Origin of the sequence: Serratia proteamaculans, from assembly GCF_013337185.1 — a bacterium.
Taxonomy (GTDB): Bacteria; Pseudomonadota; Gammaproteobacteria; order Enterobacterales; family Enterobacteriaceae; genus Serratia; species Serratia proteamaculans_D.
The window spans coordinates 63124-75847 of sequence record NZ_SWDE01000002.1; the positions used below are offsets into that span (position 1 = coordinate 63124).

The 12724-nt window shown below is 55.7% G+C and carries 12 protein-coding genes; 4 read left to right on the top strand and 8 right to left on the bottom strand.

What is annotated here, in order from left to right; genetic code table 11:
• The first annotated feature begins 260 nt into the window (after nucleotides 1–260).
• The 3 genes from putA (at nucleotide 261) to FCL49_RS10510 (ending at nucleotide 5021) form a co-directional block, all read left to right on the top strand.
• A complete protein-coding gene (putA, locus tag FCL49_RS10500; protein ID WP_174353554.1) occupies nucleotides 261–4232 on the top strand; it encodes a trifunctional transcriptional regulator/proline dehydrogenase/L-glutamate gamma-semialdehyde dehydrogenase in 3972 nt (1323 codons plus the stop codon).
• Between the two features lie 164 nt (nucleotides 4233–4396).
• Nucleotides 4397–4579 (top strand): type II toxin-antitoxin system HicA family toxin, encoded by a 183-nt coding sequence (locus FCL49_RS10505; protein ID WP_174353555.1) that lies wholly within the window; start codon nucleotides 4397–4399, stop codon nucleotides 4577–4579.
• Between the two features lie 28 nt (nucleotides 4580–4607).
• Nucleotides 4608–5021, top strand: coding sequence for a type II toxin-antitoxin system HicB family antitoxin (locus tag FCL49_RS10510; protein ID WP_174353556.1), 414 nt, complete (start codon nucleotides 4608–4610; stop codon nucleotides 5019–5021).
• Nucleotides 5022–5052: 31 nt separating this feature from the next.
• Here the strand turns inward: FCL49_RS10510 and tcyN are convergent, their stop codons facing one another.
• The 8 genes from tcyN to FCL49_RS10550 form a co-directional block, all read right to left on the bottom strand.
• Nucleotides 5053–5808, bottom strand: a complete 756-nt coding sequence (gene tcyN, locus FCL49_RS10515) for an L-cystine ABC transporter ATP-binding protein TcyN (protein ID WP_174353557.1) — start codon at nucleotides 5806–5808, stop codon at nucleotides 5053–5055.
• A gap of 2 nt (nucleotides 5809–5810) precedes the next feature.
• A complete protein-coding gene (gene tcyL / locus FCL49_RS10520) occupies nucleotides 5811–6473 on the bottom strand; it encodes a cystine ABC transporter permease (RefSeq protein ID WP_037419074.1) in 663 nt (220 codons plus the stop codon).
• A complete protein-coding gene (gene tcyJ, locus FCL49_RS10525) occupies nucleotides 6473–7273 on the bottom strand; it encodes a cystine ABC transporter substrate-binding protein (protein WP_174353558.1) in 801 nt (266 codons plus the stop codon). Before tcyJ ends, tcyL begins: the two co-directional genes overlap by 1 nt.
• 114 nt (nucleotides 7274–7387) lie before the next feature.
• A complete protein-coding gene (locus tag FCL49_RS10530) occupies nucleotides 7388–8380 on the bottom strand; it encodes a D-cysteine desulfhydrase (protein ID WP_135317006.1) in 993 nt (330 codons plus the stop codon).
• 127 nt (nucleotides 8381–8507) lie between these two features.
• On the bottom strand, nucleotides 8508–9017 hold the full coding sequence (gene fliZ, locus FCL49_RS10535; RefSeq protein WP_135317007.1) for a flagella biosynthesis regulatory protein FliZ: 510 nt from the start codon (nucleotides 9015–9017) through the stop codon (nucleotides 8508–8510).
• Nucleotides 9018–9074: 57 nt separating this feature from the next.
• Nucleotides 9075–9797, bottom strand: a complete 723-nt coding sequence (locus tag FCL49_RS10540; protein ID WP_012145661.1) for an RNA polymerase sigma factor FliA — start codon at nucleotides 9795–9797, stop codon at nucleotides 9075–9077.
• 183 nt (nucleotides 9798–9980) lie between these two features.
• Nucleotides 9981–11036 (bottom strand): flagellin, encoded by a 1056-nt coding sequence (locus tag FCL49_RS10545; protein ID WP_174353559.1) that lies wholly within the window; start codon nucleotides 11034–11036, stop codon nucleotides 9981–9983.
• Nucleotides 11037–11080: 44 nt separating this feature from the next.
• A complete protein-coding gene (locus tag FCL49_RS10550; protein WP_217434395.1) occupies nucleotides 11081–11305 on the bottom strand; it encodes a histidine kinase in 225 nt (74 codons plus the stop codon).
• A gap of 12 nt (nucleotides 11306–11317) precedes the next feature.
• Here FCL49_RS10550 and fliD point away from each other — a divergent pair, with 12 nt between their 5' ends.
• A complete protein-coding gene (gene fliD, locus FCL49_RS10555) occupies nucleotides 11318–12715 on the top strand; it encodes a flagellar filament capping protein FliD (protein WP_174353560.1) in 1398 nt (465 codons plus the stop codon).
• Nucleotides 12716–12724 lie beyond the last annotated feature (9 nt).

Sequence of the window (12724 nt, forward strand, 5' to 3'; positions counted from 1 at the left end):
CACTGGGGACAACACACTCAAGTCCCTTCCCCCAGCAGCATCGCGCCAAGGGTTACGCAAGAACCATGCCGGTTGTTGATGTTAAAAAATCGATGGAACTCACACTTCGTTCATCCGCCTGATTTAACACGGTTGCACAAAGTTGCAACATGCTGGATATTGTCTGCATTCATCACAGCACACAACGCACGAACCTATCCCAGCAGCCTATCTGGCCCGCCGTTTGTATATAGGTTCTTAAACACAGGAGTTGGATTGGCATGGGCACTACCACCATGGGCGTAAAGCTCGACGAGGCAACTCGCGATCGCATCAAAAGCGCAGCACAGCGTATCGATCGCACCCCGCACTGGCTGATCAAACAGGCCATTTTTAATTATCTCGAGCGTCTCGAGAACGGTTCCGACATTCCTGAAATCCCTGCCATTGCCGCTGCCGGCCAGGCCGAAGCGGACGACATTATGCCGCAACTGCAGGAAGAGTCCCACCAGCCATTCCTTGAATTTGCTGAACAAATTCTGCCGCAGTCGGTAAACCGCGCGGCGATCACCGCCGCCTATCGCCGTCCTGAGACCGAAGCGGTGCCGATGTTGCTCGAACAGGCGCGTTTACCTGCCGATCTCGCCAAAGCCACCCATAAGATGGCTTACGATATTGCCGAGAAGCTGCGTAACCAAAAGAGTGCAAACGGCCGCGCCGGTATGGTGCAAGGCCTGCTGCAGGAGTTCTCACTTTCCTCACAGGAAGGCGTGGCACTGATGTGCCTGGCGGAAGCCCTGCTGCGTATTCCAGACAAACCAACCCGTGACGCGCTGATCCGCGACAAAATCAGCAACGGCAACTGGCATTCTCACCTTGGCCGCAGCCCGTCGCTGTTCGTAAATGCTGCCACCTGGGGTCTACTGTTCACCGGCAAACTGGTCGCGACCCATAACGAAGCCAATCTGTCGCGTTCACTGAACCGTATTATCGGCAAGAGCGGTGAGCCGCTGATCCGTAAAGGCGTGGACATGGCGATGCGCCTGATGGGCGAACAGTTCGTGACCGGCGAAACCATCGCCGAAGCGCTGGCCAATGCCCGCAAGCTGGAAGACAAAGGCTTCCGCTACTCCTACGACATGCTGGGTGAAGCCGCCCTGACCGAAGCCGATGCTCAGGCCTACCTGGTGTCCTACCAGCAGGCGATTCACGCCATCGGCAAGGCCTCTAATGGCCGTGGGATCTATGAAGGGCCGGGCATTTCGATCAAGCTTTCCGCCCTGCACCCGCGCTACAGCCGCGCGCAGTACGAACGCGTGATGGAAGAGCTTTACCCTCGCCTGCTGTCATTGACCCTGCAAGCGCGCCAATATGATATCGGCATCAATATCGACGCCGAAGAAGCCGACCGCCTGGAGATCTCACTCGACCTGCTGGAGAAGCTGTGCTTTGAACCACAGTTGGCCGGCTGGAACGGTATCGGCTTCGTGATCCAGGCTTATCAAAAGCGCTGTCCGTTCGCCATCGACGCCGTGATCGACATGGCGCAACGCAGCCGTCGTCGCCTGATGATCCGTCTGGTGAAGGGGGCCTACTGGGACAGCGAGATCAAACGCGCCCAAATGGACGGGCTGGAAGGCTATCCGGTCTACACCCGCAAGGTTTACACCGACGTTTCCTACCTGGCCTGCGCCCGCAAACTGCTGGCGGTGCCAAACCTGATTTATCCGCAGTTTGCTACCCATAACGCCCACACCCTGAGCGCGATTTACCATATGGCGGGCAACAACTACTACCCAGGTCAGTATGAGTTCCAGTGCCTGCACGGCATGGGTGAACCGCTGTATGAGCAGGTAGTAGGTAAAGTAGCCGAAGGTAAGCTAAACCGCCCTTGCCGCATCTATGCTCCGGTCGGTACCCATGAAACGCTGCTGGCGTACCTGGTGCGCCGCCTGCTGGAAAACGGGGCCAACACCTCATTCGTTAACCGTATCGCCGACGCTACCCTGCCGCTCGACGAACTGGTGGCCGATCCGGTCGGCGCCGTTGAAGCCATGGCCGCCAGCGAAGGGCAAATTGGCCTGCCGCACCCACGTATCCCGCTGCCGCGCGAGCTGTATGGCGAGAAACGTACCAACTCCAGCGGCCTGGACCTGTCCAACGAACAGCGTTTGGCATCACTGTCCAGCGCATTACTGACCAGTGCCACACAGCCATGGCGCGCAGAACCGATTATCGATGCCGAGCTGGATCAGGGCGTGGAACAACCGGTGATTAACCCTGCCGAACCGGGCGATATCGTCGGTTACGTGCGTGAAGCCACCGAAGGGGAAGTCAGCCGGGCACTCGACGCCGCTGCCGCTGCCGGCCCAATCTGGTTCGCTACCCCGCCGTCCGAACGCGCCGCCATTCTTGAACGCGCCGCTGAACTGATGGAAGGCCAGTTGCAAAGCCTGCTGGGTATTCTGGTACGCGAAGCGGGTAAAACCTTTAACAACGCCATTGCCGAAGTGCGTGAAGCGGTCGATTTCCTGCATTACTACGCCGGTCAGGTACGCGATGACTTCGCCAATGACAGCCATCGTCCACTGGGCCCGGTAGTTTGTATCAGCCCGTGGAACTTCCCGCTGGCGATCTTCACCGGCCAGATTGCCGCTGCGCTGGCAGCAGGCAATAGCGTGCTGGCCAAACCGGCTGAGCAAACCCCGCTGATCGCCGCGCAGGCGGTACGTATTCTGCTGGAAGCCGGCATTCCACAAGGCGTGCTGCAACTGCTGCCAGGCCAGGGTGAAAGCGTCGGCTCAGTGCTGGTCAATGATGCCCGCGTGCGTGGCGTGATGTTTACCGGCTCTACCGACGTTGCCGGTATTCTGCAACGCAATATCGCCGGTCGTCTGGATCCGCAAGGTCGCCCAACGCCGCTGATCGCCGAAACCGGTGGTCTGAACGCCATGATCGTCGACTCTTCCGCCCTGACCGAACAGGTGGTGACGGACGTGGTCGCCTCCGCCTTCGACAGTGCCGGCCAGCGCTGTTCTGCCCTGCGTATCCTGTGCATTCAGGAAGACGTGGCGGAGCATACGCTGCAAATGCTGCGCGGCGCGATGGCCGAGTGCCGCATGGGTAACCCGGAGCGCCTGTCTACCGACATTGGCCCGGTGATCGACGCCGAGGCCAAAACTGGTATCGAACGCCATATTCAGGCGATGCGCGCCAAGGGCCGCAAGGTCTATCAGGCGGCGAAAGGCAATGCGCAAGATGAGAAAGAGTGGTCACGCGGGACCTTTATCAAGCCAACGTTGATCGAACTGGACAGCTTCGACGAGCTGCAAAAAGAGATCTTCGGCCCGGTACTGCACGTGGTGCGCTTCCAACGCTCCAATATGGAATCGCTGGTCGATCAGATCAACGCCGCCGGTTATGGTCTGACGCTGGGTATCCACACCCGTATCGACGAGACCATCGCCCGTGTCACCGAACGCGCCAAGGTCGGTAATCTGTACGTTAACCGCAACATGGTTGGTGCCGTGGTCGGCGTGCAGCCGTTTGGTGGCGAAGGCCTGTCCGGCACCGGTCCGAAAGCCGGTGGCCCACTGTATCTGTACCGCTTGCTGGCCAACCGTCCGGATGATGCGGTGCTACGTACCCTGAGCCGTCAGGACGAAGAACGCCCGCTGGAGGCTACCGCACGGCCACAACTGCTCAAAGCCCATCAGGCGCTGGAGCAATGGGCCGTTGCCGAAAAACAATCCGAGTTGGTGACGCTGGCACAACGCTACGCCGAACTGGGTCAGGGCGGCACCCTGCGCCCTCTGCCAGGCCCGACCGGCGAGCGCAATACCTACGCCCTGTTGCCGCGTGAGCGGGTACTCTGCCTGGCCGATAACGAAGCCGATGCCCTGACTCAGTTGGCTGCGGTACTGGCCGTGGGCAGCAGCGTGCTGTGGCCGGAAGCCGAGCTGCAACGCGCCCTGTATCGCCGCCTGCCGGCTGCGGTTCAGGCCAGCATCAGTTTCAGCAAGGACTGGCAGCAGGACAAGGTGGAGTTTGACGCCGCCATTTACCACGGCGACGCCGATCAGTTGCGTACCCTGTGCGAGCAAATCGCCCAGCGCAGCGGCGCGATCGTCTCGGTGCAGGGCTTTGCCCACGGCGAGACCAATATCCTGTTGGAACGTCTGCTGATCGAACGCTCACTGAGCGTCAACACCGCCGCCGCCGGCGGTAACGCCAGCCTGATGACCATTGGTTAACCTCTGACAGCGGGTTACTGAAGAAGGTAACCCGGTATGCGAGGCTTCACGCAAACCCTGCACTTGTGCAGGGTTTTTTATTGTCTGCCTGAAATTTGCACGTTAGCGTACTAATCCCGTTGCCATCAAGTGTGTATGGTGTGTACATTAAGGATAATGAACGCGTGAAAAGTTCAGAGCTGATCAAGCGGTTGGAAAATAGCGGCTGGGTTTTAGAACGGATAAAGGGAAGCCATCATCAGTTTAAACACCCGAACTTTCCGATGGTGATCACCGTTCCGCATCCCCGCAAGGATCTCAAACCGGGAACTCTGCGCCAAATAATGAAAGATGCAGGGTTGTTTTGACTCGTGCCAAGCGTTAGCAGGAGAAACTATGTTCTACCCCTCTTATATCCACTCAGATCCAGATGGCAGCGCCAGCGGCTTCTTTCCCGACGTACCGGGCTGCTACTTTGCCGGTGACACCCTGGATAAAACTTTCGAAGATGCAAAAAAAGCGCTAGACGCGCATTTTGAATGTTTAAGCGAAGACAACCAACCGATACCTCGCCCGCAATCCGTTGCCTTTCATCTGGCGCAGGAAAGTGACACCCTGGTCGGTGGACAATGGCTGCTGGTTGATATCAATATGGATAAATTTGATGGCCGGGCTGAACGCATTAATATCACCCTGCCGCACCGCCTGTTGAATCGCATTGATTCTCTGGTGCAACAACATCCGGCTTACGGTAGCCGCAGTGCGTTTCTCGCCACGGCTGCACGCAATGAGTTATTAAAAGCCATTTAGTCGCCGGATCAGGGGGCCAGGCCCCCTGCGGTTAAGACTGATTCAGGAATTTATCGAGGAATTGCTGGGTGCGCTGGTGTTGCGGATTAGCGAACAGCTCTTTCGCCGGGCCCTGTTCGACGATACGGCCGTGGTCCATAAAGATGGCGCGGTCGGCCACATCACGGGCAAAGCTCATTTCATGCGTCACGATCACCATAGTGCGCTTTTCTTCCGCCAGCGACCGGATGGTATTGAGCACCTCGCCCACCAGCTCCGGATCCAGCGCAGAAGTGGGTTCATCAAACAGGATCACTTCCGGTTGCATCGCCAGCGCGCGGGCAATCGCCACCCGTTGCTGTTGGCCGCCGGAAAGACGACGCGGATAGGCGGACTCTTTGCCGTTCAACCCTACTTTCGCCAACAATGCCCGTGCGCGCTGTTCGGCACTGGCTTTTGACTCGCCTTTAACGATAACCGGGCCTTCAATAATGTTCTCCAGCACCGAACGGTGTGGGAACAGATTGAAGCTCTGGAACACAAACCCGACTTGCTGGCGTAACGCCCGCACCAGATTTTTCTGTTTGCTCAGCGATTTGGAACTGTCGATCTGAATATCGCCGACGCGAATGGTGCCGGAATCCGGGACTTCCAGCAGGTTGATACAGCGCAACAAGGTGGTTTTACCCGAGCCGCTGGGCCCGATAATCGCCACCACTTCACCCGCGCCGACTTCCAGATCAATCCCATGCAGCACCGTTTGACCTTTGAACTGCTTGATCAGCTGTTTTACTTCGATGGCACTCATGGTTACTCCTGATCCTGACGGTTGACGTGGGCTTCCAGACGATTTTGCAGCGCAGAAAGCAGCGTCGCCATCACCCAGTAAATCAGCGAGGCCGCCAGATACATGGTGAACACTTCCAGCGTGCGCGAGGTAATCAACTGCGCCTGACGGAACAGTTCCGGTACCTGAATGGTCGCCGCCAGCGAGGTGTCTTTCACCAGACCGATAAAGCTGTTACCCAGCGGAGGCAATGCGGTACGTGCCGCCTGTGGCAAGATCACCCGGCGCAGCGTCTGCCAACGGGTCATACCGATGCTGGCCGCGGCTTCCCACTGCCCTTTTTCGATCGACGAAATCGCCGCCCGCAGGGTTTCGGAGGTATAAGCCGCGGTGTTGAGCGACAGGCCAATCAGCGCCGCCGGGAAGGGATCAAACTCGATGCCGAACTGCGGCAGACCGTAGTAAATCATGAACAGCTGGGCAATCAGCGGCGTACCACGGAACAGCGACACGTAGAAACGCGACAGCCAGGACAGCGGCCATAACGGCGAAAGGCGCATCAGCGCCAGCAGAAAACCGAGCAGTAAACCGAGCGCCATGCCCCCCAGACTGAGCTGGAGAGTGAGTATCGCGCCCCTCAATAAAAATGGCGCTGAATCCAGCGCCAGTTGAATACTTTCGTGCATTATTTAGTTACGTCCGCGCCAAACCATTTGTCAGAGATCTTCGCCAGCGTGCCGTCTTTTTGCATTTCGGCAATCGCCTGGTTAATCGCGGCCAGCAGTTCCGGGTTGTTTTTACGTACCGCAACGCCAGACTCCTGACGAGAGAACGCCGGGCCGGCTACCGCCAGCGTATCGCCGGTTTTCTTCACCAGATCCAGAGCCGCCAGACGGTCAACCAGAATGGCATTGATACGGCCTACGCGCAGATCCTGGTATTTGGTCGGGTCATCATCATAGGTGCGCACGTCCACGCCCTGCACATTGTCACGCAGCCACTGTTCGTAGTTGGTGCCCAGGCCAACGCCGACCTTCTTGCCCTTCAGATCGTCCGGCTTGGTGATGGTGCCTTCATTGCCCTTCTTCACCAGCGCCTGAATACCGGAGACGGTATAAGGCGTGGAGAAATCATATTTCTTCTGGCGCTCTGGCGAAATGGTCACCTGGTTGATCACCACGTCGATACGTTTTGAATCCAGCGAGGCCAGCATGCCGTCCCACTTGGTCGGGTTCAGCTTGGCTTTTACGCCAAGATGCTGCGCCAATGCATTGGCGAAATCCACTTCGAAGCCGGTCAGTTTGCCGTCTTCCCCCTGGAAACTGAACGGCGGGTAAGTCCCTTCCAGCCCTACGACCAGGGTCCCGTGATGCTTCACCTGCTCAAGCAGGTTATCGGCGGCATAGGTTTGCGTGCTCAAACCGGCGGTCAGCGCCACGCCCATCACACCCAGCAGCAATTGACGACGAACTTTAGAAAACATCATAAACACCCCATCTGTTGTTTATCTTTTTTGATATCAGCACTTTAACAGCCACAACATCTGAACATAGGAATATAACATTATAAATATAGTTCAAAATGGAATAACCAAGCGCACTCACACCTGTGGATGGTAGGCAAATAACGCCGGTGCCCCGCCGGTGTGGATGAACAGAATCGGGCCGTCATCGCGGAAACGCTGCTGAGCTACGCCGTCTATCAGACCAGCCATTGCCTTGCCGCTATACACCGGATCCAGTAACACCCCTTCCTGCTGTGCCAGCAACTGTATCGCCGCCAGCCCTTCTTCATTGGGCATGCCGTACTGCGGAGCAAAGTAATCATCCCACAGTGTGATGGGCGCCAGTTCATCGATGGCCAAACTGCTGGCCAGCGCTTTTTGGATCAGTTCCACCTTGGGCAATTGATCGATAACTTTACGTGAAACGGTCACACCGACAAGTTCAGTCTCAGGCAACAGTTGCTGCAGACCGACCGCCAACCCGGCATGGGTACCGGCACTGCCAGACGCCACCACTACCGAGCTGAAAGCGACATTGCTGCGTCGACTCTGCTCGGCAATTTCCAGCGCACACTGTATGTAACCCAACGCACCCAACGCATTAGAGCCACCAACCGGCACTACATAAGGTCGGAAACCTTGTGCTTCGAGGCGCGTAGCCAGATCGGCCAACTGCTGCTGCGGATCGTGCAGCGCTTCGCACATTTCCACCTGCGCGTTGAACAGCCCGAGCAGCAGACGGTTGCCGTTGGTCAGGTAATTTTCTTCCTGGGTGTCGATCGGATTTTCCAGCAACGCCACGCAGTGCAGACCCAGCTTGGCCGCCACCGCCGCCGTTTGGCGTACATGGTTGGATTGGATAGCACCAGCGGTAACCAAAGTATCGGCTCCCTGACGCAGCGCATCGGCGGCCAAAAACTCCAACTTTCTCAGTTTGTTACCGCCCATCGCCATCGGCGTGACGTCGTCACGTTTGATGTAAATTTCACGGCCAAGGTAGTCTGAGAGGCGAGACAGCTTTTCGAGCGGTGTGGCAGAACCGACTAAATCGAGACGCGGGAACTGCGCCAATTTTTGTTGCAGATTCACAACTTCCCCCAGGGAATCAGGTATCAATAGCTAAAGGATAGATTTAGCAGATGTGAACCTAATAATCACTCTTTATTAGTAATGGGAGAGCGGTGGAAACCCCGGCAGGCCTGCCGGGGAGGCAAGGTCAGTAGCTTCTTTGCCAGGCGAGATATTGGTCGTATTTACGCAGGGCAATGCGGTAATTGTTGTGCGCCGCAGAAGGCAGGTCTTCAATAATGCGTTGATGGCTGGCGTTGCTGGCAAACTTGTCGGCCGGGTAGTTGCGCTCCACCAGCATTTCGTCCAGTCGGCGCAGGCGCACCACGTACTCGCGAATGGTGCTGTGGCTCATTTCGGTCTGTTCAAACAGATACTGCTTGAAGGCCATAATGTCGAAATAGCTCGGATGGCTGTTGCAGGAAATTTCACTGCAGAAACGGCACAGCGCGGTCAGCTCATTCTGCACGTTCAGCCAGACATGATCGTCAATCGGCTGATCCATACGCGCGATGGCGTCTTTATTGATGATCTTGCCACGAAACACCAACGCCATGCGATCCAACAACTTGCCGCACTGGGAGCAATGAGTCTGGCTGTGTTTGTAATCTTTTAAATAACGGCTCAGCGGCCGCTTTTTCAACAATATTCCTGGCATTGGGCAGTCCGGTTTTCGCAAGGGTGGCAAGGTTGAAGGTTCAGAGTTGAATACATGTCAGTTTTCGCTCGCCAAACGGGCGCGCAGGCGTTTGATCGCCTGACTGTGCAGTTGGCTGACACGCGACTCCCCCACGTCCAGCACGGCACCGATCTCCTTCAGGTTCAACTCTTCCTGGTAATACAGCGTCAGCACCATTTTCTCGCGTTCCGGCAACGCCTCGATGGCGTCGATCACCCGTTGGCGCAGATTGCCCTCCAGCAGATGATGTAACGGATTGGCCTCTTCGTGCCCTTCCAGCAGCGGTTCCGCGCTTTCGCCATGCTCTTCCCGCCATTCGTCGTAGGAGAAAAGTTGGCTGTTATTGGTGTCCAACAGAATTTGACGGTACTCATCCAGTGACAGATTCAGCGTCTGCGCAACTTCCACTTCGCTAGCCGGGCGGCCCAGTTGCTGTTCCAATTGCCGCATGACCTGCGCCACTTCACGCGCGTGGCGGCGCACACTGCGCGGCACCCAGTCGCGGCTACGCAGTTCATCAAGCATCGCGCCACGGATACGTTGCACCGCGTAGGTAGTAAAGGCCGTGCCCTGCATGGCGTCATAACGCTCAACGGCGTTCAACAGGCCGATTCCTCCGGCCTGCAGCAGATCGTCGAGCTCCACGCTGGCGGGCAGCCTGACCTGCAGGCGCAACGCCTCGTGGCGCACTAACGGAACGTAGCGTAGCCAGAGAGAATTTTTGTCCATCACGCCTTCGGCGGTATACAAATCGCTCACTATGTCTAAAACCTGCGGATAAGAGAGTCAGCGCTATTATCCGTAGGGGGCAAAATGCCAATCGACTGAACAGTCGTACAAAACAGGCCTTATTTGCGCCATGCACTCTCCCGGCGGCAAGCGACCATAAAAAAACCCCGCCGAGGCGGGGTTCTTTGCGACAGGTTAATCGGGGAGAGTCGATTAACGCAGCAGGGACAACACGTTCTGAGTAGACTGGTTAGCCTGTGCCAGAACAGAGGTGCCAGCCTGTTGCAGGATGTTGGCACGGCTCATGTTGGACACTTCGGTCGCGTAGTCAGCATCCTGAATACGAGACTGGGAAGCAGACAGGTTGTTCACAGTGCTGTTCAGGTTGTTGATAACAGAATCGAAACGGTTCTGTACCGCACCCAGAGAAGAACGCAGACCGTCAACCTGAGACAGTGCTTTGTCCAGGGTAGCCAGTGGGTTTTTGATGTCGGTAACTGCTGCACCTTCGGTGACTTTACCATCGGCAGCAACGGTAGCCGCTGCATAGGATTTAGTACCGTCAGCAGCAACAGTTTGCACGTAGAAACCATCTTTGCCGTCTTTGTCTTTACCGGCAACGACAGTTTTACCTGCTGTCAGAGCAGAGCCTGCTTTGTCATAAGCTACATCAGCACCGCCGGCGGTAACTTTCAGCGTTGCGCCATCAGCAACTTCAGCGCCAATTTTGGTGCCTTTGTCGGTCACGTTGAAGGTTTCCAGACCCAGTTGCTTGGAATCGATCTTTTTCAGGTCGATATCGATGGTTTCACCGTCGTTAGCGCCAACCTGGATGGTCAGTTTCTGATCGCTGCTCAGTACTTTCACGCCATTGAAATCAGTCTGCTCAGAGATGCGGTTGATTTCAGACATACGCTGAGTGATTTCGTCCTGGATAGATTTCAGGTCGCTGCTGGAGTTAGAACCGGTTTGTGCCTGTACAGTCAGACGACGAATGTTCTGCAAGTTGTCGTTGACTTCGTTCAGTGCACCTTCAGTGGTCTGCGCCAGAGAAATACCGTCGTTAGCGTTACGGGAAGCCTGAGTCAGGCCTTTGATGTTAGCAGTGAAGCGGTTAGAGATTGCCTGACCCGCGGCATCATCCTTGGCGCTGTTGATACGCAGGCCAGAAGACAGACGCTCAATCGCAGCACCCAGAGAAGACTGTGATTTGTTCAGGTTGTTCTGCGCCATCAGCGACAGGCTGTTGGTGTTAATTACTTGTGCCATTGTATGCTTTCCTTACGAGTCAATTGCGATCTTCGCAACAGGGTTTAAATGGTTCGGGCTGCTTTACCCACGGCGTCAACCACCGTCCCATCAGGTATCGGCCCCCCCCCTGCAACCTTTAGAAATTTTTTATTTTTTTTTGCATATTCAGCAATAGGGTAAATAACGCTGTTTTTCCCTCTTCTATTGCGCCATCGGTTTTTTATTTTTTCGGTAAACTTTTTCTCCACTGGGCCGATAACGCGTAAAGCGAATAAAGTCATTATCAAGGAGAATTACTCATGGCATCGATCAGTTCATTAGGTCTCGGCTCAGGACTCGACCTCAACGGTTTACTGGATAAACTGACCAAGGCAGAGCAGCAGCGCCTCACCCCTTACACTAGCAAACAGTCGAGCTACAACTCTCAAATCACCGCCTACGGTACGCTGAAAAGCTCGCTGGAAAAGTTCGATAACTTGAGCAAGGAGATGGCGAAAGAGGACTTCTTCAAAGCCACCACAGCCACCGAACACGACGCCTTCAAAATCACCACCAACGCCAAGGCAGTGCCGGGCAACTATGTGGTGGAAGTGAGCCAACTGGCTCAGGCGCAAACCCTGACCACGCAGACCCCAATCAACGATCAAGGCGCTAAATTAGGCACTGAGGGCGCTACCGATCGTTCTCTGACGATTACCGCAGGCAACCCACCCAAAGAGACCAAGATCCCGCTCAGCGACGATCAAACCTCACTGGTGGAAATGCGCGACGCCATCAACAGCGCCAAAGCCGGTGTAACCGCCAGCATCATGCGCGTGGGCGACAACGACTATCAGTTGGCGATCAGCTCCTCCACCACCGGTGAAAACAACAAGGTCTCCATTAAAGTCGATAATGACGACAAGTTGGGTGACATCCTGAACTACGATTACACCCGCGGCCTCACTTCGATGAAAGAGACGGTGCCTGCGCAAGATGCCAAATTGGTGGTTAACGGCACGGCGATCAAACGCAGCACCAACTCGATCAGCGACGCCTTGCAGGGCGTGACCATCGATCTGAAAACAAAAACCAAGCCAGACGAAAAACAAAACCTGGTAATCAGCACCAATACCGCGGGTACCACCGACAAGATTAAAGAGTGGGTCGACGGCTATAACTCGCTGCTGGATACCTTTAACTCGCTGACCAAATATACTCCGGTCAAAACCGGCGAGGCGCAGAATGCCAGCAACGGCCCCCTGCTGGGTGATAACACCCTGCGCGGTATTCAGTCATCTATTAAAAGCGCGCTCAGCGCAGCCCAGGACAACCCCGAACTGAAAGGCCTGGGCAATCTGGGGATCTCAACCAATACCAAAACCGGTAAGTTGGAAATCGACAGCACCAAGCTGAAAAAAGCTCTGGATGATAAACCAGACCAGGTCACCAACTTCTTCGCCGGCAACGGCAAAGATACCGGCATGGCCACCGAGATCCACAACGAGATCCAAAATTACATCAAGTCCGGTGGCATCATCGAGAACTCGACCAAAAGCATCAATACCAACCTCGACCGTCTGAATAGCCAGATCACTACGGTCACCGCCAGCATTCAAAACACCATAGATCGTTATAAACAACAATTCGTACAGCTGGATACCATGATGTCAAAAATGAATGGCACCAGTAACTATTTGAGCCAACAATTTAAATAACCACTTTTT